Raw genomic sequence first — 23,597 nt, forward strand, 5'->3', positions numbered from 1 at the left:
ATAAGTAATACATAAATAAAATCCTTTTATACAAATATATTTTTAGCATAATGCGTTATTAACTATTTATCAAGTGATAAGCGGCTGGCAAAAAAATATAATTAAATTATATTTTTTCTTGATTGGGTGATAACCCATATAAAAGAACATTTACAATCATATTTACATGCTTTTCATATACCTTTTTTTGATCCTGTGGAGCTGCATTGCGCGCCTCAAAAGGGGAGTGGCTTAATAAATTTAGAAGAAGGAACGCTGAATTAACCGGGTCGGTTCCAAAATCACCAGGAGACCGGAGTTCGCCGGCCTCCAGTCCTTTTGCAAAAATCTCAGAGATAGGGATAATAAATCCATTAAACCAGCTATCGGAAATAAGCTTTCTTGCATCTTCTGATAATTCCTGCTGGATATCCCTGAACATTTGGCTCATATCCTCAGGCTTATTAATTAAGATAAAGTAAGCAACTTCGACTAGTCTTTCCTTTAAATCCTTATGGCGCTTGATGATTCGTTCAAGCCCGGTTTTTGTTTTATGTATTTCGTTTAAAATGACTTCTATATATAAAGTTTCTTTATTTTTAAAATGGTGATAAAGTGCAGGCTGAGTCAATCCGCATGCATCCGCAATCTGCCTGGTAGAAACTGCGCGATATCCGCTTTCCATAAACAAATTATGTGCTGTTTTAATAATTGTTCTCCTTGTTTCTCCAAGATCATCTGTTTCATGAAGTTTCATCCTGCAAAATCCTTTCAAACTTGTTCTCACTGCACTAAAAGCCTATTTGGCTGTTAATCTTATATTAACCATCGAATTTTAACAAGTCAAAGCTGGAATGAAACAGAATGAAAAGAGGTACAGAACCGTGTCTGTACCTTAAAGGTTTATATAGCTTTTTTACTTTTTCTTAAATGAATATTAAAGAACTTAAAGATGACTAAAATACTCAAAAGAATTAACACAAACTCAATTCCTAAAGACCAGCCACCAAAGCTCCTGTCGATGAAAATCCCCAATGCTGAACCTACCGGTAATGAAATAGCTGCTCCTATTACTGCTCCTGAAACCAATCCTATAAAAATACCAAGTAATAAACCCATTATAATTGCTCCTTCCGAAGTTAACGTTCTTCTAAGACACCTTGAGTATAATAGGTTTCTACTATATTGTGATTGTTTTCACAAATTGAACATTTATTTGTCCCAAATTTTTTGAAAAAAGTTCATATACTGTCCATTGCAATTAATGTCATATGTAAGCAGCCAGACTAAAATTTTATAAAATAGAAATTAGTAATCGATTATACTTAATATAGAGGAATCTAATAAAGATTAAGGGGAGAGGAATTATGGCCTCAAAAAAACTTACTTGGTTACGAATTTTTCTTGCTATTGTTTGTTTGATTCTGTCAACAGTAAGCTTTTTCACCAGGAAAGATTTAATCCCATTCATTTATTCAATTGCAGCAGTTTTACTGATTCTTAATGGAGCAGAGATCGCTAAAAATAAAAAACAACCACTGCAAATGTCTTACTTTAACATTGGAGTGGGAATCTTTTTACTAATTACAGCTTGTATGCATCTTTTTTTAGGTTAATAGGACTGCCAGATTTTTTAAACGAATGCCGTCCAATATGTAAATTTATGGTATAATTGAAAATAAAAGGGGTTGGTTTTTGTGATATATGCCGTAATAGGAATCGTCTGTTTAATCGCCGGCTTATTTTTCATGCTCAAGTTCCTCATGAGTTCACCCAGTTTAAAAAAACGTGATGAGCATTCTGAGAAAAACCCCTGGGATGACACTTTTTTCCCGCCAAATAACTAAGCGATGCTTCAAAAAGAAGCATCGCTTTTTTTCATTAAGGGAGTAGAGCTGCTAAGAAAATATATTTTTTCCAATCTTGTTTATGTACATAACCACAAGATATTGTAATAAATTGACTATTACCTTTATGGACCACAGAACAGAAGTTATTACCAATAAAAATGAAATTGATACAATTATAGAAAATGTAAATGATAGTCCTAGAAGATTGATTTTCAAAGGCAGAGAATTTGATTATCTGCCGCATGGCATGTTAATTTTTGAAAATGCAATGGGGAGGAGAAAAGTAGGTATTATATATCCTGAAGGAAATTCTTACCGAACATTGGGTTATAAAACCTGATTTTAATAAAGATAAAAAGTAAAAAGCACAGCAGGATAAATTCCCCTGTGCTTTTATTCATAATTACGTTCGATGACAAAATGAGCCATGTCGCCTCTAAAAATCGTTTTAGAATATTCAATGATGGAACCATCAATTAAGTAGGCAAGGGTATCTAAAGCAAAGCAGGGATCCCCGGCAGCGATCTGGAGCTTCTCCGCAGTGGTTTCATCTGCACTAAATAGTTCCAGCGATTCTATTGTCTTGCTTACTTTTAGCCCAAATTGGACATTTAGCAGTTCATATAAGGACTTTTCGCATTCTTTTCTATTTAAGCCCGGGGTTTGATACCAGGGTAAGTAGGCGATCTCAAACTGAAGAGGCTCATCATTTACATAGCGAATCCTTTCAAGTACATTAATTGGTTCACCTTCGGAAATATTTAATAGTTCGCTAAGAAAGTCATCTGCTGGAATGACATTAAGCCCTAATACTTTAATTAGGGGTTTTTTGCCTTGCATTGTTATTTGATCTGTAAATCGTTCAACAGTTGTAGTTAAAACTTGTTTTACTTTATTGGCGGAAACAAAGGTGCCGCTGCCGCGTTTTCTATAAACATATCCTTCAGTCACTAATTGCTGGAGTGCTGTCCTTACCGTTGTTCTGCTAACCCCATACTTATCACAGAACTCGGCCTCCGTTGGCAGCTGTGAATCCGGCTCGTATTCTCCATCTTTGATTAATTGAACAATTGCATCCTTTACCTGCAGATGCAGGGCGTTTCCGTCCTTTAATTCCTCTATCATTGCAATACCCCCTGATATAAATAGATTAGCAGAAACAGGAAAGAAATTGTACTGATAAGTTACATTTTAAAAATTTGTTATAACAACTTTTAAAAAATGTATTGATAATATTCTGAATTGTAATTACAATAAGGTTAAAGGTTCGCCCAGCTATACATAATTATTTTTTAGGAGGTGCTAGTTTTCCAGTTTGGCTGCAAAAGTAGATAACCTAAGTCATCATGTGTTTTTTTTCAAAAGTTTTGTAATCGCTTTCAAATAATGACAGGAGGAAAATGAAATGAATATTTTATTAGTCTGCTCCGCGGGTATGTCAACAAGTCTATTAGTTACGAAAATGGAAGCTAGCGCAAAAGCACAAGGAATTGATTGCAAAATCTGGGCTGTAGGACATTCAGAAGTAAACGAGAATATCGACAAAGCTGATGTACTGCTCTTGGGCCCACAGGTTCGTTATCTTTTACCAAAGTTAAAAACGGTCGGAGATAGTAAAGGAATTCCGGTGGATTCGATTAACCCTGTTAATTATGGTCTTTGCAACGGGGAAGCTGTATTAAAACAAGCTTATGAGCTTAAGGGGAGATAACCTATATGATGAAATTTCTAGAAACATATATTTTGCCATATGCAGCTAGATTAGGAAGTCAGCGTCATCTTATTGCTATTCGTGACACTTTTGTAGGAATGCTGGCCATTACCATGGTTGGATCCTTCGCGGTCCTTTTCAATAATATCGGGGAATTGATTAAACCTTACGGTACGATGATGAAAGCCATTTTCGGCGAAAATTGGACCATGCTGGGTGGCGACATCTGGTGGGGTACCATGGCATTTATGAGTGTTTTTGCGGTTTTTGGTATTGCTTATAAACTTTCTAAATCGTATGGTGATGATGGTTTTGAAGCTATGCTAGTATCCGGTGCAAGCTTTTTTGTTTTAATACCTCAGGTTGCGAAAATAGAAGGTCTTAAAGATCCTGTTTGGGGATTAATGCAAAACAAATATTTTGGCGCAACTGCACTTTTTACCGCTATTATCATTGCTATTATTGCGACAGAAATTTTCACCCGCCTTTCAAGAGTTAAACGCCTTGAGATCAAACTGCCTGATGGTGTACCGCCAGCAGTAGCACGAAGCTTTGCCCGCCTGATTCCTGGCATGGGAACCGTATTCATCATGGGTCTGATTGGACTAGTTTTCCGAATGATGACAAGCGGAGAATACTTCAATGACTGGTTAAGCCGAGTTCTGGTAGAGCCTTTAAGCGGGGCAGTTGATTCACTTCCATTTGCTATTTTAGTTACCTTATTGATTCATTTATTCTGGTCGGTTGGATTACACGGTGACAATATTCTTGAAGGAATCAAAACACCGCTTCTTACAAAATTAGGGACAGATAATATTAATCTATATAAAGATCATGTAACTGATATGGATAAATACCATATTTACGCAGGAAGCTTTGCTGATGCATTTGTAAACCTTGGAGGCTCTGGAGCTACACTGGGATTACTTGTTGCCTTTATGCTCATGGCCAGAAAACGTCAGAAGCAATTGGTTGCGATCGCTGCACCTCCAGGACTATTTCAGATCAATGAACCTGTTATTTTCGGTGTACCGATTGTACTCAATCCGCTTTTCCTAATACCTTTTATTGCAACACCCGTTATCTTGACAACTGTTTCATACCTTGCTATTCAAACTCACTTAGTATACCCGGTGGTTGCTAATATTCCTTGGGTAACACCAGTCGGAATAGGCGGCTGGCTGGCTACGGGCGGACATATTTCAGGTGCGATCTTATCATTGGTGAACTTCGGAATTTCAATTGCTATTTACATCCCGTTTGTTATCCTGCAGGGCCGCATGGAAGCGAAGAGACAGCAGACACAAACTGTACCAAAATCAAATGATACTTTTAGTGTTTAATAGTCTTAAAAAAATAGAGAGATGAATTAAATCAGCTTTTTATCATGCTCAGGGGCAGATGACCTGAGCTGCTGTTTTTTCTTAAAATCATACAGAGGTGAACAGAATGAAGACAGGAATAAAAATCGTAACAATTGGCGGGGGATCAAGCTATACTCCTGAGTTAATCGAAGGCTTCATAAAATATTATGATGAGCTGCCAGTAAGTGAAATATGGCTGGTGGACGTTGAAGCTGGAAAAGAAAAGCTTGAAATCGTTGGCGGACTTGCTAAAAGAATGGTTGAAAAAGCCGGTGTATCAATCGATATACATTTGTCACTCGACAGAAGACAGGCTTTGCAGGATGCTGACTATGTTACAACTCAATTCCGTGTTGGTTTGCTGGATGCAAGAGCTAAGGATGAAGGTATTCCATTAAAGCATGGTGTTCTTGGACAGGAAACCAATGGACCTGGCGGATTGTTTAAGGCCCTTCGTACGATACCTGTCATCTTGGACATTTGCCGTGATATGGAAGAGCTTTGCCCGAATGCATGGTTAATTAACTTTACGAATCCTGCAGGCATGGTGACAGAAGCGGTACTAAGACATAGCGGCATCAAAAAAGTAGTAGGCCTTTGCAATGTTCCGATTGGAATGGAGATGGGCGTCGCAAAACTCCTTGATGTTGAACATAGCCGAGTAAGAATTGATTTTGCAGGATTAAACCATATGGTTTATGGCTTGGATGTCTATGTTGATGGTGTTTCTGTTAAGGACAAAGTTATAGACTTAATTTCCGACAGGGAAAAAAGCATCACCATGAAAAATATAGAAGCAATGGGCTGGGAGCCTGAATTTCTACAGGCATTAAATGTTATGACCTGCCCGTACCATAACTATTATTACAAGTCCGGTGACATGCTGAAAAAAGAGCTGAAAAACTACGAAGAAGGCGGCACTAGAGCACAGGTAGTTCAAAAGCTTGAAGATGAATTGTTCGAGTTATATAAAGATCCGAATCTATCAATCAAGCCTCCACAGTTAGAAAAACGCGGGGGCGCTTATTACAGCGATGCAGCAGTAAGACTTATCCATTCTATGTATACTGACAAAAAGGATATTCAGGCAGTTAATACTATGAATAGGGGCGCAATTGCCAATCTGCCATTTGAATCCGCAGTGGAAATAAGCTGTGTCATTACAAAAGATGGCCCTAAACCAATCGCAATGGGCGAACTTCCTGTTTCAGTTAACGGGCTTGTTCAGCAAATCAAGTCATTTGAACGAGTAGCAATTGAAGCTGCCGTAACAGGTGATTACAATACCGCTTTATTGGCAATGACCATCAACCCGCTTGTACCAAGTGACAGAGTTGCTAAAGTTATTCTCGATGAAATGCTGGAAGCACACAAAGAGTTTCTTCCTCAGTTCAGTATGCCGGAATACAGCAACCAATAATAGAAGTTACTTAAGGGAAGCACCTTTCGAGGACTTCCTTTAAGTTTTTTCTGTTTAGGCAAGGGAGGGAGCCTTCTGGATAAAAGATTAATATTTTTTGATATTGATGGTACGCTCATTGATCAGGATCAGCAGCTCCCAGCCACGGCGAAAAGTGCCATTAGAAAGCTTAAGGAACAAGGGCATGAGGTAGCATTTGCGACGGGACGTGCTCCATTTATGTTTAAAAAACTTCGTGATGAGCTGGACATTCATACTTTTATAAGCCTGAATGGTCAATACGCTGTTCATAATGGAGATGTGCTTTTTAAAAATCCCTTAAGCAAAAAAACATTGAACCTGCTGTATCAAAATGCCTTTAAGAATAATCATCCCCTGGTGTTTGTCGATCAGGACAATATGAGCATGATGTTCGAACGGCATAAAAATGCTGAAGAAATTTTATCACCTATAACAATAGAGCACCCGCTATTGTTTGATCGTCACTATTTTAAAAATAGGGAGATCTACCAGGCTTTGTTATTTTGTTATGAAGAGGAGAATCACCATTATTCCTCCTTATTGGGTGAGTTAAATTTCATCCGCTGGCACCCTTTTGTGTCCGACGTGCTTCCATCCGGAGGATCGAAAGCGAAAGGGATAGAAGCGGTTATTAACCATCTAGGGTTTGAAAAAGAAGCCGTTTGTGCTTTTGGTGATGGATTGAATGATATTGAAATGCTGGAGTTCGTAGGGAATGGTGTAGCAATGGGAAATGCACCAGAACTGGTTAAGCAATCAGCCAACTATGTGACAAAAGACATCAATGACGATGGAATCTGGCACGGATTAGAAATGCTTGACTTGTTATAAACCAAAAAAGGGGATCTATCCAGCAAAAATGGTTACGACCAAACCAAATGGTGAACTCATACCTGCCCTAAGGAGCAATGGAGTAACATATTTAGGGACCTTAAACCCATCTTCAAATCCAAAAGAGGTAAATCAGGACACATTTAGTGACCGAAACTCGTTTAAAGAACGTAAGGGAAAACAAAAGAATTTGTGCGCAGGCATAAAAAAAATAGTTTCATATTCTTTCATAAAAGGAGCACAAAAATGATAAAGCTAATCGTAAACGCAGATGATTTTGGTTTATGCCATGGGGTTAACCATGGAATAGTAGACAGCCATTTATACGGCATCGTGAATTCAACAACGATGATGATGAACATGCAAGGCACAGAACATGCAATTTCTTTGGCTAAAAGTAATCCCAGCCTTTCTGTCGGCATCCATTTAGTGCTTACGGCAGGTAAACCATTATTGCAGGATGTTCCTTCTCTGGTTGATGAAAAAGGAAACTTTCATTCGCAATCTTATTTAAATGATTATAAAGACATTTCTTTAGATGAGCTTGAAAGAGAATGGACGGCTCAAATAGAAAAGTTTCTTAAATCAGGCCTAACACCAACCCATTTTGACAGTCATCATCACGTACATACATTAGAGAAATTTCTCCCAGTCGTCCAAAAGCTTTCAAACAAATATGATTTACCAGTTAGAGTAAATGGAGACAAGGCCCTAGAGGGGGTTAATCCTTTCTCGGATATATCCTTATCGGAGTTCTATGGTGACGGAGTCAAAGCGGACTTTTTCACATCTCTTTCTGAAAAAGTGGCAGATGGAATAACAGTAGAAGTTATGTCTCATCCAGCTTATTTGGACAATACCTTACTAAGCCGTTCTTCCTACGCTAAACCCCGCCTGGATGAACTTGAAATTTTGACATCCTTAAAATTACCTGAAAACATTTCTTTACTTTAAAAAGAGTAGAAACCGCATCTTTAACCGATGCGGTTTTTTAAATGGGTTTGTTCTATATTGGGGCCAATCATTTGGGCATCCATTGGATTAGTAGCAGGAACCCTTATTGGGCTTGCAGTAGATTATTTTTTTAAAAAGACAACCAACAAGAAAAGAATTAGAAAGCATATAATCGACGTAGTTTTACTAGTAAAATGTGAGAAAGAAAGTGCAGATAAAATTGAAAAAATTTTAGGAACCCACTACAGCTTAGGGCTTGCAAGAATAGAATGATGTTAAAAAAGACCTCTAAGAGGTCATTTTATTTTAGGTTTTCATAGTGTTCATTAAACACTTTAAAAAGCCTTTCGTCACCGCCACGGTCTGGATGAAGTGCTTTTAGCAGCTTTTTAAATTCTTTCTTCATTATTTGACTGTTTCCGGGTTGTTTTAATCCAAGGAATTCACCGATTGAGCTGGGACCGCTATTTTCAATTTGTGTGTTTAGTAATTTTTTTAGAGTGCGAACTTTTGATTGTTCAATATGTATTCGCGTTTTTAAAAGCTGGATCTCTTCATCAAGTCTTTGGTTTTCCCGTATTGAAGCTTCTAATCGAGAAGCAAACTGCGATGTTTTTTGTTTTAAAATAAACTCAGTAAGATCCTTTAAACTGATCTTATAAGTTACTTTTCTAGTTTGATATATATCGGCTTTTATTTTTCCTTCCCCAATCCACCTCATTACTTCTTCATCACTGGCGGCAATACCAGCCAAAGTTAATTGTTCAGCAGCTTCTTTTAAATTCAGCATTTATTGTCACTCTCTTTATATAAAGCAGATTATATTTGCACATTAACCATCATAGCATTGATTCTTTTCAGAAAAAGAACAACAAAGTTAAAGTCTGTTTACAAGGATTTCAATCAAAAAACAAAACTAAATAAGAATCCAAAACGCCCAATGGTACATATAGATAAAGGGGGAACCTATACTTAGGAGGAACAAGTATGGCAACACGTCCACCTACATTACTGCAGGGAGATACCGTTGGCGTTGTATCTCTAGCTAGTCCGTATCCGGCGGAAAAAATTAATCAGGCCATCGCTAATCTTCAAAATAGCGGTTTTAATGTGGCAGTGGGAAATTACGTTTATGCACAAAACGGATTTTTGGCAGGGTCTGACCAGCAAAGGGCATCTGACTTAATGAGCATGTTCATGGATCCTAGTGTCAAAATGATTTTATCTGTCCGTGGAGGAACAGGATCATTGGGGATTTTGCCATTTTTAGATTATCCGATTATTGCAAGTAACCCAAAAATCGTTTCTGGTTATAGCGATATTTCCATTGTTTTAAATGTTCTGTACCAGTTTACCGGAATGATCACTTTTTTAGGTTTAATGCTTGAAGATTTTCTTCCATCAACACCTCCATATAACTACACTTCCTTCTATTCGGCTGTTTCTACATTTACTTCACCAAGACAAATCGTAAATCCACCGAATATTCCACTCATCAGCCTAGTTTCGGGAAACGTGACAGGAAGGATCGTGGGAGGTAATTTAACTTCTATTGTAGACAGTTTAGGAACACCGTTTGAGATTGATACCCGAGGCAAGATTCTTCTTTTGGAAGAAAAAACGGAACCCATAAATACAGTTTACCGGTATTTAAATCATCTAAAATCCGCCGGGAAATTTAGAGATTGCATTGGTATTATACTTGGTGAATGTACTTACTGTGCTGAAGCTTACGGAAAAAGCTGGGATGATATCATTAACGAAATGTTAGTACCGTTGGGTAAGCCTTTAATAAAAAACTTAACTACCTCACATGGTATCTATAAAGCAACTATTCCTATTGGTGCAACAGTTAATCTTGATACTATAAATAACAGAATAACCCTCCTTGAACCTGCTGTCAGCTGGCCAAGTGAATGAAGATTTTCTTGGCATTCCTTCACCAGGGAAGCACCTAAATAAAACAAAGATTTTATAATTTTTTTCGTAATAGTAAACTAAATTTATATTAAATTTATACATTTACTTTATCCAGTAGTATAAAGGAGAATGGCAATTTTGGATAAAAAAATTTCTCAACTTTCTAATCATTTGAAGCAGTCGAAAGGCGTTCATGTATTCTATTATTCTTGTGAGTTGGAAAGTTATATACAAAATGCTGTTTCTTACATTCTTTCCGGAATTAAACAGGAAGATATTATAATAATGATTGAAAACGAGAGAATTTATCCACTTATTTATAAAAGACTGGAATTGAAGTTAACGAAGGAACAACTTAAAAAAATACGTTTTTTTAATAACCTTAAATTTTATTGGCTAAATAACAATTTTTATCCCCAAACCATTTTGTCCTATTTTTCCGAAATCGTTAATCCTTATTTGGAAAAAAACAAGCCTGTCCGAACATGGGGACATGTCGAATGGGGAGATCCCAAAGATTTTGAAACCACACTAGAGGAATTTGAAAATGAAGTGAATAAAATTGTAAGTAATATAAAAATAATTACCGTTTGTGCTTACAATGCAGAGCGAGTTTCGGATAACCTTAAAGAGAAGTTAATGAAACACCACGCGTTTTTTATGACAGACAATGATATCAATCCGATAACTGAGAATTCTTCATCATCTAATGGCGACAATAAGAAAATGTTCTTATAACGGTTTATCAAGAATAAATCTTGAACTGCCACCAGGTTTTTGGGGGGAAAATATTCTAATCCTAGCAACAAACTTTTTTCCACCCAAATTATACTCCTCGCCTTAGGGCGAGTTTTTTATTTTTCTGGGATGTTTTTCCGCTTAACTATCCTTGATTATCGTTAAAACTATAGTTAAAATGAATTATTCTTATTTCAACTATGCATGATGACTATAGTGAGGTTAACTATATGGACATAAAACAATTAAGCTACTTTGTGGAAGTAGCAAAGCAAAAGAATTTTACAAAGGCCTCTAACATTCTACATTTAACACAGCCAACCTTAAGTAAGATGGTTAAAAGTCTGGAGGATGAGCTGGAGGTAGAACTCATTGACCGATCCTCCAGAAAAATCGAACTGACAGATGCCGGTGAGATCGTTTTTGAACAGGGTCAAAAAATACTAGCATCGATTGATGAAGTGTCATTGCTGCTGTATGACCTGATGAATTTGAAGAAGGGGAAAATCAAAATTGGCATACCACCTCTCATAGGCGTTTTATTTTTCCCGGAAATCATCAAGGGATTTCAGGATTTATATCCTGGAGTTACCATTCAATTAATAGAGGTAGGGGCAAATAAGGTTAAAGCGCTGGTAGAGGACGGGGAAATCGATTTAGGCGTTGTGGTTTTACCGGTGGAAGCGGATAGATTTAATGTTATTCCTTTCGTTTCAGAAGAAATGCAGCTGTTCGTTCACAGCACTCATCCAATTGCATCACAAACCGAGATATCCCTGGAAAGGACACATGAGGAGTCCTTTATTTTATTTAATGAGGCATTTATGCTTCATGACAAAATTATTGAAGAATGTATAAAAGCAGGTTTTACTCCAAATGTTTCTTATGAGAGCTCACAATGGGATTTTATCGTCGCCTTGGTCGAACAAAACATTGGTGTTGCCATTCTTCCTCAGCCTATTGAAAAAAAGATCAACCATGAAACCGTTAAAGCGATTAAAATAACAAATCCAGTTATCCCTTGGGAACTAGGAGTTATTTTAAAAAAGGACAGATATGTTTCCTATATCACGAGAGAATTTCTTCGCTATATGAACGATAGACAAAATGAATGATTCGATAAAAAAACATGCATTTTACAAATAGCAGACTTGGCAGAAAGTATCGGATTTTCCCGCATGCTAAATGCATCGAAGTTATAAATAGGTATTCGTACAACGTAACATGAAGGCTTTAGCTGAAAGTAATTAACAAATTTCAGAAGCAGGTATCCTGCTTTTTTTGTTATTGAAGTATTTTTATGGGTAATATTATTCTTGATACATGATCCCAAGAAAGCAGGTGCTTCTTTTGAAAAAGAACATCTTAATCCTTTTAGCAGCATTATTATTCCTTTTATCAGCTTGTTCAAAAGAACAGTCTAAAAAAATAGTCAAAAAAGCAGAAAAAGCTCAGAATCAGGTAACGGACAGCCTTCCACAAATCAATCATATTGTCATTGTGGTTGAGGAAAACCATTCTCATAAGGAAATAGCGGGAAATCCTTCTGCACCCTATATGAATTCCTTGATGAAAAAGGGAGCAAATTTAACGAATTACCACGCAATTGAGCACCCAAGCCAGCCAAATTATATTGATTTATTTTCAGGATCGAATCAGGGTGTAACTGGTGATAGGGTTCCTAGAAAAACATTTACTGCACCCAATCTTGCTAGTGAACTGGCGGACAAGAATTTAACGTTTAAAGGGTATTCGGAAGGAATGCCATCCGTTGGATTTAATGGACCGTCAACAAATGATCCAAGTGGATATGCCCGCAAGCATAATCCTTGGGTCAACTTCACAAATGTTCCGAAAAGCGCCAACCAGCCTTTAAATAACTTTCCATCTGATTTTAATAAGCTGCCAACCGTATCTTTTGTGATTCCGACTCTAAGAAACGATATGCACGATGGAACCATACGTCAGGCCGATAATTGGCTAAAGCTTCATCTTGATTCTTATGTAAAATGGACGGAAAAGAATAACAGTCTATTAATTGTTACATGGGATGAAGACGATAAGTCTCAAGGAAACAAGATTCCTACTTTTTTGGTGGGACCAATGATAAAAAAAGGGAGTTATAATGAAGAAAAAGATCACTTTGACCTTTTAAGAACGATTGAAGACATATATGGATTATCTCATGCAGGAGCCAGCAAAAACGCCCATCCGATTACGCAGATTTGGATAGATTAAAATGGATTAAGGGCATTTGAATTTTTTCTCTAAAATTTTCTGTCCTATAGAGTTTATTTTTCGGACAGACAAAGTTTTTCTGTTCTATAGAGGGCGGTTAACGGACACAATTATTCCTCACAAATGGTTATTGATGAAGAAGACTATTCCCCTAAGTCAATTTGTTTGCAGGAGAAATAGCCTTTTTATAGAAGGTTTTAAAAAGGATAAGGTACGCAGATGAGATTGGAGTGGAGAGGAATGGTTAGCGATACTTCAGGAAAATTAGTCTTATTAAGAATTCCAAGTGGAGAGGATACGATTGCCGGCCGTATGTATATTGCAGCAGGAGAAGGACCGCACGCTACAATAATCATGCTTCATGGTTTCCCTGGAGTTGTAATGAATTTTGATATTGCCACATCTCTTCATCAAAGTGGATGGAATGTATTGGTGATTAATTACCGTGGAGCTTGGGGAAGCAAGGGGGATTTCTCTTTTACAAATTCACTTGAGGATGTTTTCGCCACCATTAAATACATAAAACAAGATGATGTGGCTATAGAAAATCGAGTAGATGTGAATCGGATAGCTCTGATAGGGCATAGTTTTGGAGGGTTTTTAGCTCTAAAAACGGCCTCGCTCGATCCTTCCATAAAAACAATTGTCTCTATGTCAGGAGCCAATTTTGCCTTGTTTGTACAAATGATGGATCAAAATCCAGCAATAGAAGACAAGCTATATGCTATGTTAGAAGAAGGAACATTTTTTCTTAATGGCAGTACGCCGGAAATCATTGTTGAGGAAGTTCGCGATAACAGTGAAAAGTGGAATACCTTCCTGTTCGCACCGGAGTTAGCCAACAGAAGGCTGCTTTTAACTGCTGCCACCCATGATAAAGAACTGCCAAAGGAATATTTTCATGATCCTTTGGTGGACATGCTCGAAAAAGCAAACGCAAAACACCTTCTAACTAAAACTTTTGATACAGAGCATCTCTATACAAATGTACGTAAAGAACTGACCTTAACATTACTGAAGTGGCTTGAGCAAAATTTATGATAACAACATTGAGAGAACCCGCCGGAGTTCTCTCTTTATTTTTGTTTAAACTTACCTATAAACTTTTGTAAATATGGAAAAACCAAGGGTTTTATTTGCTCGTAGGAGTTATAACAGGAATCAATAGTTTCCATAAGTAATTCATAATCGACCTGGTTAAGCACTTTTTCTATTTCATTCCTGGGCTGGCTCCTTTGATTTCTGCCTCCTAGAAGCCAATCATTGCCTGGATTCCTTTGCCGCGAAAAAGGTCTTTGCTGCCATCTGAAGTTCTTGCGTTCAGAATGGTTTGAGTCAAAGTTTTCTTCTTGATTTTCCTCACGATTAACCTCTTGATTAACCTCTTGGAACCTTCTGCCTCCGAACAAAAATTTAGCCATCGGATCGATTTGCCTTTCTGTCTTTTCTTCATTTTCCCCAATAGACATCCTATTCACCCCGTATATAAACATCTCTATAAACAAGTTATGATGATTTTTATTTTCAGGTTGGACTTTTGTAACACTTTTCAACTAGTAATTACGCTTGTTTAAACCAACTAATAAAGGATTGATAGTTGACGAACAAGTACAGCATGTTATATCCTTTAACAAATGATGTTAGAAAACCTTACATGAGGTGGTTCGGATGAAAAAAATAGATGCCATTATTAGACCAGAAAGACTTACGGAGACAATCAAAGATTTAAAGAAAATAGGAATTACAGGTTTTACTGTTTCTCAGGTAGTTGGAAGAGGAAAACAGAAGGATACACAGGGAGTATATCGCGGGAAAAATTATCAGGTAACACTTCATCCGAAGGTTAAATTAGAAATTATCCTTTCGGATTATATGGTTGAGCCAACCATCAAAACGATTTTTAATGCCGCTCAGACAGGCGAAGACGGAGACGGAAAAATTTATGTTTATCCAATACTGGAGGCATATAACATTCGAACAGGGCAGCCAGATTTTGATATTGACGATTTAGCGAATCAGGAGGATTGACAGCATGAAACTAGAGTTTTTAAATACGATTTGGGTTGTTTTGGCTGCCGCAATGATTCTATTTATGGAGGGCGGATTTAGTTTATTAGAAGCTGGATTTGTGAGAACAAAAAATGCTGTTAATGTCATTATGAAAATTTTTGTAGATTTAACGGTTGGTGCGTTAGCTTTTTGGATGATTGGTTTTGCCGTAATGTTCGGGAAAGATGCGTTTGGCATGGTAGGGACAACTTTATTTGGCCATCCAGAATCTATCGTTCTTGCCATGCAGCTGCCGAGTCCCGCGTTTGTATTATTCCAGATGGGTTTCGCAGTAGCATGCATTTCCATTGTTTCCGGAGCGGTTGCGGAACGGATGAATTTTAAAGCATATTTAGTGTCTGCATTATTAATTTGTATAATCATTTATCCTCTTTCTGGACATTGGATTTGGAATGAACATGGCTGGCTCGCAAAGCTTGGAATGAAAGACTTTGCCGGGTCTGCTGCCATACATGCACTGGGAGGGTTTACAGCCTTTTCGATGGCAAAACTGTTGGGCCCGCGTAAGGGAAGATTTAATTCGGATGGAAGTGCGAATGTATTTGCACCGAGTAATATACCACTTGCCTCAGCTGGTGCATTTATTCTATGGTTTGGCTGGTTTGCTTTTAATGCAGGAAGCACCCTTGATGCTTCCAATTCTTCCTTGGCATCTATAGCAATAAATACAATGCTTGCCGGGGCAGCGGGCGGAACCTCTGCTTTATTTTTAACAATGAAGAAATTTGGCAAAGCAGATCCGAGTATGACTATCAACGGCGTTTTATCCGGACTTGTGGCAGTTACAGCCGGTTGTGCTTTTGTTTCCCAATGGAGTGCGATTGCAATCGGGGTAATCAGTGGCCTGATTGTCATATACGCTACCTTGTTAGTAGATAATTTAAAGGTTGATGATCCCGTGGGTGCAGTAGCAGTCCATGGATTCAATGGAGTTTTTGGAACCATCGCTGTGGGACTTTTCGATAAATCAGAAGGCCTATTAACCACAGGAAATGGGCATCTTTTGTATATCCAATTATTAGGTGCAGCAGTAGTAATCATTTGGGGATTACTTGGAGGATCATTTATGGCAAAGGTTTGTGAGATGACTGTCGGTTTCCGTGCCAGCGCCCGGGAAGAAGAAGAAGGTTTGGATATGTCTTACCACGGGATTCCAGCATATAATGAATTAGAGCGATTTACTGATCTCCCAACAAGCTTATATAATTTTGAAGAAACTACTGGCATCACAGTTGCAGCACCAAAAGAAAAAGTCAGAAGAGATTTTTGATATTCCAGCATCTCATGATTGGGGTGCTTTTTATTCATTCCGCTCGTAAGCGTTATCAATACTAGTCCAAAAACAATTGCACCCTTTTTTAAAAGATGTTACTATTTTATTAACTAAAATTAAAACTTCTGGGTTGTTACTGGTGAAGCAGGCAAAACCTAAGTCTAATCATTCTTTATTAGGCTTGGGTTTTTATTTTTTTCTTAAACTGATTAGAACAGGTGATGAATATGATCATTGCTAAAGTGATAAATAACAATGTCATCAGCGTCCTTGATGAGCAGAAAAAGGAACTGGTAGTCATGGGCCGGGGGATTGCTTTCCAAAAAAGGCCTGGTGACGTGGTGGACGAGTCCAAGATTGAAAAGATCTTCAAACTTGAAAATAAAGACGTCTCCGAAAAGTTCAAGACTCTTTTGTATGAAGTACCTATGGAATATATGAAAATATCCGAGGGTATCATTAGCTATGCTAAAAAGACTTTAGGTAAAAGTCTGAACGACAGCATTTATGTTTCACTTACAGATCATATCAACTTTGCGATTGAGAGAAGTAAAAAGTGTATGATGATCAGCAATGCACTTCTATGGGAAATTAAGAGATTCTATAAAGATGAGTATGAAATTGGCTTAAAGGCCATTGAGAAAATAGAAGAAAAATTGGGTATATCGCTTCCTGAGGATGAAGCCGGCTTTATTGCCATGCATCTCGTAAACGCTGAGTTGAACGAGGAAATGCCGAACGTGGTTAATATGACAAGGCTGATTCAGGATATCCTCAATATTGTGAAATATCATTTCCGAATTGAACTTGACGAGGAGTCTCTTAATTATTTTCGCTTTCTGACTCACTTAAAGTTTTTTGCGCAGCGTTTGTATACCAACAGCAATTTAGAAAGTAAGGACGATTTTCTTTATGACATGGTCAAGGATAAATATCCGGAAGCCTTTAAATGCACAGAAAAAATAAAGAATTTTATAGTAAAAACTCACAATCATTCACTTGAAAAAGAGGAAATGGCTTATCTATCCATTCATATTGAGAGAGTGGTAAATCGCCGTTAACTTTTTTAAAAGAAAGCGTTGACAAAAAATGAACCGCCATGCTATCCTTTTCCTATAAATGAATCGTAATTTTTAGGATTGTTACTGATAATGCAGGCAAAACCTAAATTGCAACGTCTAATTTCCCGACGTGCAATTTAGGTTTTTTTAGTTTCAGAAGATCCTTATAAAGGATTACTGGTCAGGCAAGCAAAATCACATCTTCTTTGTGAAGCATTGATTTGGTTTTTCACTTAGGTAATGGCCATACCCAAGTAAGAGAATCTGCCGAAACATCAAAAATGAATATTATCAAAATCAGGATTGTTACTGGTGAAGCAGGCAAAACCTGAGCAGCGCACATTTTGGATTCTTAGGTCCTATCATGTTTGCTGTTCAGGTTATTTTTTTGTAAAAAAACAAACATAGTGGGAGGAAAATTCCATGGATTACAATCAAACCGCAAAAAGTATCATTGAGTTTGTTGGCGGGGAAAGCAATATTCAAAATATGATTCACTGCATGACTCGTTTACGTTTTAATTTATATGATAAAAGCAAAGCAGATCGCAAAGCGCTTGAAAAAGTGCCTGGCGTGATGGGAACCAACATGAGCGGCGACCAATTCCAAATCATTATCGGAAACGATGTTCCAAAAGTTTATAAAGCCATCCAGGAAAACAGCAGCAAAAACTTAGAAGGCGGACAATCAACATCAGGTAAGAAAATAAATGTGATCAGCGCCATTTTTGATGTTATTTCCGGAGTATTTACACCGATTCTGCCAGCAATAGCGGGAGCCGGTTTGGTTAAGGGAATTCTTGCTATTGCGCTAACATTTGGCTGGTTTACGGATAAAAGCCAGATGTATACGATTCTAAATGCAATTGGTGATGGAGCCTTTTACTTCCTGCCAATCCTGCTCGCAGTCAGTGCAGCCCGTAAGTTCGGAAGCAATGTTTATGTAGCAGCCGCTATCGGGGCAGCGATTCTTCATCCTAATCTAACTGCTCTTTTAAGCTCAGGGCATAAGGTAGCGTTCCTTGGAATTCCCGTAACTTCAGTAACGTATTCATCTACAGTTATACCGATTTTACTTGCCATCTGGATAGCCTCTTACCTTGAAAAATGGCTTGATCGGATCATTCCAAGCGTGGTAAAACTAATTGTTGTTCCAACTTTAACCTTATTAATCATCGTCCCTGTGACTTTAATTGCTGTTGGCCCTTTAGGTGCTATTATCGGAAACTATCTATCTTTAGGAGTAGGTGCATTATTCGCTCACGGTTGGATTTTCGCCGGTCTTATCCTAGGAGGTACATGGTCATTGATTATCATGACCGGTATGCACTATGCATTCTTGCCAATTGTCATGAACAATCTTGCAACTAAGGGGTATGATTTTATTCTGCCTTCTATGTTTACTGCGAATATGGGACAGGCAGGAGCTGCATTTGCCGTTTCACTTCGCTCTAAAAATAAATCGTTTAAATCATTGGCTATGACCACTAGCTTAACAGCTTTAATGGGAATCACTGAACCGGCTATGTACGGTGTTAACATGCGTCTGAAAAAGCCTTTTATCGGTGCCTTGATTGGTGGAGCCGTTGGTGGAGCTTATTATAGTGCACTTGGTGTAAAGTACTTTATACTTGGAGGAAATGTTGGACTTCCTGGTATTACTTCCTTTATCGGATCGACCTTTGTATACGCGCTCATCGGATTGCCGATTGCTTTCGTTGCAGGTGCTGCGGCAGCATTTATCATGGGATTTGATGACATTGAATCAGAAGAAGACCAAACTCCATCTTTAAATAATGAAGAAACGATAATGGATGCAAAATCTGAAATGGTTATAGCTGCTGAAAAATTATACAGCCCTTTAAAAGGCGAAGTTAAAGAACTTAGTGAAGTAAATGATCATACTTTTTCTTCTGAAATTATGGGTAAGGGTGTTGCTATCCAGCCAGAAGAGGGAAAAGTGGTATCACCTGTGACAGGAAAAGTAACCACTATTTTTAAAACAAAGCATGCCATTGGTATTACGAGCGACAAAGGTGCTGAAATTTTGATTCATGTTGGATTAGACACCGTTCGATTGGATGGCAAGCACTTTACAGCACATGTAAAGGATGGGGATTTAGTTAATGTTGGCGACATTCTCGTAACCTTTGATATGGATGCTATTAAAGCAGAGGGCTATGATTTAATCACTCCTATTATTATTACAAATACAGATAACTACGAATCCATTTCTCCTGTCAAAAAGGGAAAGGTTAACACGAGCGAAGCTTTTCTTGCTTTGCAGGCATAATGCTTATTTCCAGAGCGGGACATTTGTCACGCCTGTAAATATATAGAACTTATAATAAGGAGGAATTACAAATGGTACAATCCGAAAAAAGATTTCCTGAAGGTTTTTTATGGGGAGGAGCAACGGCTGCTAACCAAATGGAAGGCGGTTTTCACGAAGGTAATAAAGGCTTAAATATTGCAGATGTACTGCCAGGCGGAAAACAGCGCCTGAAAATACTGCAGGAGCCTGGCTTCAATTTTGAAATCGATCAGGATAAATACTACCCAAACCATGAAGGAATTGACTTCTATCACCGTTACAAGGAGGATATTGCTCTTTTTAAGGAAATGGGATTTAAAGTATTCCGTATGTCCATTGCCTGGACTCGTATCTTCCCCAACGGAAATGAATTGGAAGCGAATGAAGAAGGTCTTGCATTTTACGACCGGGTATTTGATGAGCTTATCAGACAAGGCATTGAGCCGGTTGTAACGATATCCCACTATGAAATGCCAGTAACACTTGTTAAAGAATATGGCGGCTGGAGAAGCCGTGAAGTAGTTTCCTTTTTTGAAAGATATGTAAATGTCCTATTCAATCGTTATAAAGATAAGGTTAAGTACTGGATGACCTTTAACGAAATTAACAGCGGTTTGGCGATGCCGATCATGGGTCTTGGTTTCTCTATTCAAAAAGAAGAGGATCGTTACCAGCCAACCTTCCAAGCATTCCATCATCAATTTGTGGCGAGCGCCATTGCGGTTAAGGCATGCCACAAAATCATTCCTGATGCAAAAATAGGCTGTATGCTTCTTTATGCACCGGTATATTCTTGGAATTCTAATCCGGAAAATGTGATGTATGCCCTTGAAGAAGAGCGTTTTTTCAACAATTTCTGTGGTGATGTACAAGTCCGCGGGGAGTATCCTAAATTTATTCAGCGTTATTTTAAAAAGCATAATATCGAGCTTCAAATCGAGGAAGGTGACCTTGAACTATTAAAGGAAGGAACAGTAGATTACATCGGGTTCAGCTATTATATGTCACGTACCGAGAAAATGGTAAAAACAGATGAGGAAAACAGCCAGGGTAACTTGATTGGCGGAGTACGAAATCCGTTCCTAAAAGCAAGTGACTGGGGCTGGGAAGTAGACCCAATCGGTTTGCGAATAACTTTAAATAAACTATATGACCGCTATCAGGTTCCTCTTTTTGTTGTAGAAAATGGGTTGGGTGCCTATGACAAGGTGGAGGAAGACGGAACGATCAATGACGATTACCGAATTGAATATCTTCGAGAACATATCTGTGAAATGGGCGAAGCTATTGAAGATGGTGTTGAGTTGATGGGTTACACACCTTGGGGGTGTATCGACCTGTATCTGCTTCATCAGGTGAGTATTCAAAACGTTACGGCTTCATATATGTAGACAAGCATGACGATGGCAGCGGAACAATGGACCGCAGCCGCAAGAAATCCTTCTACTGGTACAAGGATGTAATCCAAACAAATGGTGGAAACCTTTAATTAAAGAAATTGCCGGTATCTTTGGATGATACCGGCTTTTATTTTCTAAAATAGCCTTTTTCCCTGTGATATAAGATGAGAGTAATCACCAAAGTTACTGAAGCAATCCATATGGCATGATCCCCAATATAAGTGGTGGAAAAGGTTCCTATTAAAGCTCCGCATAAAAAAGAACCAATAATCGTTACAAAATCTATGAATTGCTTTCTCGATTCGTCATCATTTTCAATAAATGCTGAATAGGCTGCTTTGGCAGCGGTCCTTAAATTACCCGTTGCCATCGTAGAATTATAAGCCCATTTATCAATTTTATTAAAGGTCGAAATTTGTAAAGAGGAAACAAATGAAATACTTACAGTAACGATGATATCAGGTACACTTTCCGGCATAAAGCCCACTGCGAAGAGAATAACACATTCTAATATAAGAATAGAACGCCTATAGCTATACAATAATTCTCTAATATGAGGAATCTTAACAATTTCGGATACAAAAACACCTGCAATAAAAGCAGCAACAGGGGGGATATAAAGTATCGACTGTTTCCATTCCTTCTCAGCAGCATTTACTGCAAGGAGCACCAAATTCCCCGTTTGAGCATTGGCAAACACTCCATCACGGCTAATGAAGGTATAGGCATCTAAAAAACCGCCAACGATGGCCAATAAAATCCCCAAATAAATGGAGTTGGAAGCTAATGAAGGCAGTTTCTTATATTTATCTTCCATACTCATCCCCTTAGACTTTGATCATACGTTAGTTATTTGCTTTTTTACTAATATCAACACAGGGAATATTAATTTTCCACTACCCAGAAAAAACGAGGACTTATGCAGGAAGAGTCATCAAGTAGGGGACCATGCCTTAATATGAAGCAAGACAATATCTGAGGATCCTTGCGAGGAACAGTTTGAGCAAGAAATTGGAGATAAGAAGGGCCTATTTATTAAAAAAGACCGGAATCCTCGCTTTGATAAAACATGTCTATATTTTTAGACTTAAGGACAGAAACGTTTCTGCAATGTACTAGCATTTAGGTCGGAATTAAACACTGGGTAATTGGCAAAAAAATTATAAAATTCTATGTTTCTAAAAAGCCGGTCAACCCTTGTGGTTCCGGCCTTTTTTATAACCATTCAAACCAAAAAAACTGGTAAAAATGAATTAATTTAAAAATTTTTAATTTAAGTAATTGCAGAATTCCTATTGGTATGGTAGGATTAATTTCATCAACTGAATAACACTTATCCAGAGCGGCTGAGGGAACTGGCCCAATGATGCCCGGCAACCTGTTAAACAAGGTGCCAATTCCAGCAAAATGTTGCTCATTTTGGGAGATAAGGTGAACTTCAAAAAATCACCTCTCCAAGCCAGGAGAGGTTTTGTTATAAAAAGGAGGCGAACCCATTTGAAGCCAGAGGAGTGGGAAGAAATAATTCCTCATCTTGAACAAATGCTTGCTACTTTAAAATTCGGATCAATCACTTTGATTGTTCAGGACGGTAAAATCATTCAAATTGAGAAAAATGAAAAGGTTCGTCTTCAACAGAATAAACGCTGACTAGACAAACTAGAGGCGGTCTTCCCCTTATGGATTAAGGGAGTAAGACTGCCTTTTTTTAGTGGACAGAATCAATTGCGGAGGTTATAGAAATGGAAAATATCGTTAATATTCAAGAAATTACAAACCAGTTTTCACTGGATGACGGGGCAAAGGGAGCTCTCAATGTATTAAAGTGGGCCTACAGCCACTATCCGGAAGATAAGATTGTTTATGCTTCAAGCTTTGGTGCAGAAGCGATTGTTTTGATAGATCTTATACAGCAGGTTAAACCAGATGCTCATATTGTTTTTCTCGATACAGATCTTCATTTTCCTGAAACCTATGATGTTATTGAAAAAATCCAGCAGAGGTTCCCATCGCTTCGCATTGAAAAAAAGAAGCCAGAGCTGACACTTGATGAGCAGAGAGAACAATATGGTTCTGCTTTATGGAAAAGGGACCCAGGTCTATGCTGCCAAATCAGAAAGGTCATTCCTTTGCGAGAAACTCTGACCTCAAAAGATGCATGGATTTCAGGATTGAGAAGGGAACAATCTCCAACAAGAGCTAATACAGAATTTTTAAATCAAGATGAAAAGTTCCAAAATATCAAGGTTTGTCCTTTAATTCATTGGACCTGGGATGAAGTGTGGGAGTACATCAAAGAAAAAGACCTTCCTTACAACGCCCTGCATGATCAAAATTACCCAAGCATCGGCTGCTTCCCATGTACACAGGCCGTTAGCGGTAATGGTGATTCCCGTGAAGGAAGATGGGCAGGAAGCAGCAAGACAGAGTGTGGCCTGCACACACGTTAAGGAG

25 protein-coding genes, 1 pseudogene and 1 riboswitch are annotated in these 23,597 nt (G+C 38.0%); of the genes and pseudogenes, 20 read left to right on the plus strand and 6 right to left on the minus strand.

Annotation, left to right across the window (positions count from 1 at the left end; translation table 11 throughout):
- Positions 1-106: 106 nt before the first annotated feature.
- Entirely contained in the window at positions 107-736 is a 630-nt protein-coding gene (locus AC3WR0_RS05750) for a TetR/AcrR family transcriptional regulator (RefSeq protein WP_492551406.1), read from the minus strand.
- A 146-nt stretch (positions 737-882) separates the two neighbouring features.
- Positions 883-1,098 (minus strand): hypothetical protein, encoded by a 216-nt coding sequence (locus AC3WR0_RS05755; RefSeq protein ID WP_492551407.1) that lies wholly within the window; start codon positions 1,096-1,098, stop codon positions 883-885.
- Positions 1,099-1,346: 248 nt separating this feature from the next.
- On the opposite strand from AC3WR0_RS05755, the gene AC3WR0_RS05760 reads away from it, so the two are divergent.
- Both AC3WR0_RS05760 and AC3WR0_RS05765 read left to right on the plus strand, forming a co-directional pair.
- Positions 1,347-1,595, plus strand: a complete 249-nt coding sequence (locus AC3WR0_RS05760; protein WP_492551408.1) for a hypothetical protein — start codon at positions 1,347-1,349, stop codon at positions 1,593-1,595.
- A 343-nt stretch (positions 1,596-1,938) separates the two neighbouring features.
- On the plus strand, positions 1,939-2,169 hold the full coding sequence (locus AC3WR0_RS05765; RefSeq protein ID WP_492551409.1) for a hypothetical protein: 231 nt from the start codon (positions 1,939-1,941) through the stop codon (positions 2,167-2,169).
- A gap of 53 nt (positions 2,170-2,222) precedes the next feature.
- On the opposite strand, the gene AC3WR0_RS05770 is transcribed toward AC3WR0_RS05765, so the two are convergent.
- Entirely contained in the window at positions 2,223-2,954 is a 732-nt protein-coding gene (locus AC3WR0_RS05770; protein ID WP_492551410.1) for a GntR family transcriptional regulator, read from the minus strand.
- Between the two features lie 280 nt (positions 2,955-3,234).
- Between AC3WR0_RS05770 and AC3WR0_RS05775 the strand changes: the two genes are divergently transcribed.
- From AC3WR0_RS05775 to AC3WR0_RS05800, 6 genes are all read left to right on the plus strand, one after another.
- Positions 3,235-3,540, plus strand: a complete 306-nt coding sequence (locus AC3WR0_RS05775; RefSeq protein WP_027319708.1) for a PTS sugar transporter subunit IIB — start codon at positions 3,235-3,237, stop codon at positions 3,538-3,540.
- A 5-nt stretch (positions 3,541-3,545) separates the two neighbouring features.
- Positions 3,546-4,883: a PTS sugar transporter subunit IIC gene (locus AC3WR0_RS05780; RefSeq protein ID WP_492551411.1), complete on the plus strand. Its 1,338-nt coding sequence runs from the start codon at positions 3,546-3,548 to the stop codon at positions 4,881-4,883.
- Between the two features lie 106 nt (positions 4,884-4,989).
- Positions 4,990-6,324, plus strand: coding sequence for a 6-phospho-beta-glucosidase (locus AC3WR0_RS05785; RefSeq protein ID WP_492551412.1), 1,335 nt, complete (start codon positions 4,990-4,992; stop codon positions 6,322-6,324).
- 75 nt (positions 6,325-6,399) lie between these two features.
- Entirely contained in the window at positions 6,400-7,176 is a 777-nt protein-coding gene (locus AC3WR0_RS05790) for a Cof-type HAD-IIB family hydrolase (protein ID WP_492551564.1), read from the plus strand.
- 246 nt (positions 7,177-7,422) lie between these two features.
- A complete protein-coding gene (chbG, locus tag AC3WR0_RS05795) occupies positions 7,423-8,130 on the plus strand; it encodes a chitin disaccharide deacetylase (RefSeq protein WP_492551413.1) in 708 nt (235 codons plus the stop codon).
- 57 nt (positions 8,131-8,187) lie between these two features.
- Positions 8,188-8,403: a hypothetical protein gene (locus AC3WR0_RS05800; protein WP_492551414.1), complete on the plus strand. Its 216-nt coding sequence runs from the start codon at positions 8,188-8,190 to the stop codon at positions 8,401-8,403.
- A gap of 28 nt (positions 8,404-8,431) precedes the next feature.
- Here the strand turns inward: AC3WR0_RS05800 and AC3WR0_RS05805 are convergent, their stop codons facing one another.
- Positions 8,432-8,920 (minus strand): J domain-containing protein, encoded by a 489-nt coding sequence (locus AC3WR0_RS05805; RefSeq protein ID WP_492551415.1) that lies wholly within the window; start codon positions 8,918-8,920, stop codon positions 8,432-8,434.
- A gap of 197 nt (positions 8,921-9,117) precedes the next feature.
- Between AC3WR0_RS05805 and AC3WR0_RS05810 the strand changes: the two genes are divergently transcribed.
- The 5 genes from AC3WR0_RS05810 to AC3WR0_RS05830 all read left to right on the plus strand — a co-directional run bounded on the left by AC3WR0_RS05810 (position 9,118) and on the right by AC3WR0_RS05830 (position 14,067).
- Complete coding sequence (locus tag AC3WR0_RS05810) at positions 9,118-10,050, plus strand: S66 peptidase family protein (RefSeq protein WP_492551416.1); 933 nt, start codon at positions 9,118-9,120, stop codon at positions 10,048-10,050.
- 138 nt (positions 10,051-10,188) lie between these two features.
- Positions 10,189-10,788: an MEDS domain-containing protein gene (locus AC3WR0_RS05815; protein ID WP_492551417.1), complete on the plus strand. Its 600-nt coding sequence runs from the start codon at positions 10,189-10,191 to the stop codon at positions 10,786-10,788.
- A 230-nt stretch (positions 10,789-11,018) separates the two neighbouring features.
- Complete coding sequence (locus AC3WR0_RS05820; RefSeq protein WP_492551418.1) at positions 11,019-11,903, plus strand: LysR family transcriptional regulator; 885 nt, start codon at positions 11,019-11,021, stop codon at positions 11,901-11,903.
- 226 nt (positions 11,904-12,129) lie between these two features.
- Complete coding sequence (locus AC3WR0_RS05825; protein WP_492551565.1) at positions 12,130-13,026, plus strand: alkaline phosphatase family protein; 897 nt, start codon at positions 12,130-12,132, stop codon at positions 13,024-13,026.
- Between the two features lie 240 nt (positions 13,027-13,266).
- Positions 13,267-14,067, plus strand: a complete 801-nt coding sequence (locus AC3WR0_RS05830; protein WP_492551419.1) for an alpha/beta hydrolase family protein — start codon at positions 13,267-13,269, stop codon at positions 14,065-14,067.
- Positions 14,068-14,102: 35 nt separating this feature from the next.
- Here the strand turns inward: AC3WR0_RS05830 and AC3WR0_RS05835 are convergent, their stop codons facing one another.
- A complete protein-coding gene (locus AC3WR0_RS05835; RefSeq protein ID WP_492551420.1) occupies positions 14,103-14,495 on the minus strand; it encodes a hypothetical protein in 393 nt (130 codons plus the stop codon).
- 199 nt (positions 14,496-14,694) lie between these two features.
- Here AC3WR0_RS05835 and AC3WR0_RS05840 point away from each other — a divergent pair, with 199 nt between their 5' ends.
- From AC3WR0_RS05840 to AC3WR0_RS05860, 5 genes and pseudogenes are all read left to right on the plus strand, one after another.
- Positions 14,695-15,054, plus strand: a complete 360-nt coding sequence (locus tag AC3WR0_RS05840; RefSeq protein ID WP_166029771.1) for a P-II family nitrogen regulator — start codon at positions 14,695-14,697, stop codon at positions 15,052-15,054.
- A gap of 4 nt (positions 15,055-15,058) precedes the next feature.
- Entirely contained in the window at positions 15,059-16,366 is a 1,308-nt protein-coding gene (locus tag AC3WR0_RS05845) for an ammonium transporter (protein ID WP_492551421.1), read from the plus strand.
- 230 nt (positions 16,367-16,596) lie between these two features.
- On the plus strand, positions 16,597-17,430 hold the full coding sequence (gene licT / locus AC3WR0_RS05850) for a BglG family transcription antiterminator LicT (protein ID WP_492551422.1): 834 nt from the start codon (positions 16,597-16,599) through the stop codon (positions 17,428-17,430).
- Positions 17,431-17,853: 423 nt separating this feature from the next.
- On the plus strand, positions 17,854-19,722 hold the full coding sequence (locus AC3WR0_RS05855; RefSeq protein ID WP_492551423.1) for a beta-glucoside-specific PTS transporter subunit IIABC: 1,869 nt from the start codon (positions 17,854-17,856) through the stop codon (positions 19,720-19,722).
- Between the two features lie 71 nt (positions 19,723-19,793).
- Positions 19,794-21,232 (plus strand): annotated as a pseudogene (locus AC3WR0_RS05860) (glycoside hydrolase family 1 protein).
- A gap of 38 nt (positions 21,233-21,270) precedes the next feature.
- Here AC3WR0_RS05860 and AC3WR0_RS05865 read toward each other — a convergent pair.
- The gene (locus AC3WR0_RS05865; RefSeq protein ID WP_492551424.1) at positions 21,271-21,960 is read right to left on the minus strand and encodes a YoaK family protein; all 690 of its coding nucleotides are present in this window, start codon (positions 21,958-21,960) and stop codon (positions 21,271-21,273) included.
- A 513-nt stretch (positions 21,961-22,473) separates the two neighbouring features.
- Positions 22,474-22,576, plus strand: a riboswitch (SAM riboswitch).
- A 109-nt stretch (positions 22,577-22,685) separates the two neighbouring features.
- On the opposite strand from AC3WR0_RS05865, the gene AC3WR0_RS05870 reads away from it, so the two are divergent.
- Together AC3WR0_RS05870 and AC3WR0_RS05875 are read left to right on the plus strand one after the other, a co-directional pair.
- Entirely contained in the window at positions 22,686-22,793 is a 108-nt protein-coding gene (locus AC3WR0_RS05870) for a YezD family protein (RefSeq protein ID WP_081679927.1), read from the plus strand.
- Positions 22,794-22,885: 92 nt separating this feature from the next.
- Positions 22,886-23,593: a phosphoadenylyl-sulfate reductase gene (locus tag AC3WR0_RS05875; protein ID WP_492551425.1), complete on the plus strand. Its 708-nt coding sequence runs from the start codon at positions 22,886-22,888 to the stop codon at positions 23,591-23,593.
- The last annotated feature ends 4 nt before the right edge of the window (positions 23,594-23,597 follow it).

This window comes from Neobacillus sp. FW104-15D2 (assembly GCF_058790155.1).

Excerpts from the sequence above, each read along its gene's own strand:
- AC3WR0_RS05750 (WP_492551406.1), bottom strand. The coding sequence starts at position 736 with ATGAAACTTCATGAAACAGATGATCTTGGAGAAACAAGGAGAACAATT.
- AC3WR0_RS05755 (WP_492551407.1), bottom strand. The coding sequence starts at position 1,098 with ATGGGTTTATTACTTGGTATTTTTATAGGATTGGTTTCAGGAGCAGTA.
- AC3WR0_RS05760 (WP_492551408.1), top strand. The coding sequence starts at position 1,347 with ATGGCCTCAAAAAAACTTACTTGGTTACGAATTTTTCTTGCTATTGTT.
- AC3WR0_RS05770 (WP_492551410.1), bottom strand. The coding sequence starts at position 2,954 with ATGATAGAGGAATTAAAGGACGGAAACGCCCTGCATCTGCAGGTAAAG.
- AC3WR0_RS05775 (WP_027319708.1), top strand. The coding sequence starts at position 3,235 with ATGAATATTTTATTAGTCTGCTCCGCGGGTATGTCAACAAGTCTATTA.
- AC3WR0_RS05780 (WP_492551411.1), top strand. The coding sequence starts at position 3,546 with ATGATGAAATTTCTAGAAACATATATTTTGCCATATGCAGCTAGATTA.
- AC3WR0_RS05785 (WP_492551412.1), top strand. The coding sequence starts at position 4,990 with ATGAAGACAGGAATAAAAATCGTAACAATTGGCGGGGGATCAAGCTAT.
- chbG (WP_492551413.1), top strand. The coding sequence starts at position 7,423 with ATGATAAAGCTAATCGTAAACGCAGATGATTTTGGTTTATGCCATGGG.
- AC3WR0_RS05805 (WP_492551415.1), bottom strand. The coding sequence starts at position 8,920 with ATGCTGAATTTAAAAGAAGCTGCTGAACAATTAACTTTGGCTGGTATT.
- AC3WR0_RS05810 (WP_492551416.1), top strand. The coding sequence starts at position 9,118 with ATGGCAACACGTCCACCTACATTACTGCAGGGAGATACCGTTGGCGTT.
- AC3WR0_RS05820 (WP_492551418.1), top strand. The coding sequence starts at position 11,019 with ATGGACATAAAACAATTAAGCTACTTTGTGGAAGTAGCAAAGCAAAAG.
- AC3WR0_RS05830 (WP_492551419.1), top strand. The coding sequence starts at position 13,267 with ATGGTTAGCGATACTTCAGGAAAATTAGTCTTATTAAGAATTCCAAGT.
- AC3WR0_RS05835 (WP_492551420.1), bottom strand. The coding sequence starts at position 14,495 with ATGTCTATTGGGGAAAATGAAGAAAAGACAGAAAGGCAAATCGATCCG.
- AC3WR0_RS05840 (WP_166029771.1), top strand. The coding sequence starts at position 14,695 with ATGAAAAAAATAGATGCCATTATTAGACCAGAAAGACTTACGGAGACA.
- AC3WR0_RS05845 (WP_492551421.1), top strand. The coding sequence starts at position 15,059 with ATGAAACTAGAGTTTTTAAATACGATTTGGGTTGTTTTGGCTGCCGCA.
- licT (WP_492551422.1), top strand. The coding sequence starts at position 16,597 with ATGATCATTGCTAAAGTGATAAATAACAATGTCATCAGCGTCCTTGAT.
- AC3WR0_RS05855 (WP_492551423.1), top strand. The coding sequence starts at position 17,854 with ATGGATTACAATCAAACCGCAAAAAGTATCATTGAGTTTGTTGGCGGG.
- AC3WR0_RS05865 (WP_492551424.1), bottom strand. The coding sequence starts at position 21,960 with ATGGAAGATAAATATAAGAAACTGCCTTCATTAGCTTCCAACTCCATT.
- AC3WR0_RS05870 (WP_081679927.1), top strand. The coding sequence starts at position 22,686 with ATGCTTGCTACTTTAAAATTCGGATCAATCACTTTGATTGTTCAGGAC.
- AC3WR0_RS05875 (WP_492551425.1), top strand. The coding sequence starts at position 22,886 with ATGGAAAATATCGTTAATATTCAAGAAATTACAAACCAGTTTTCACTG.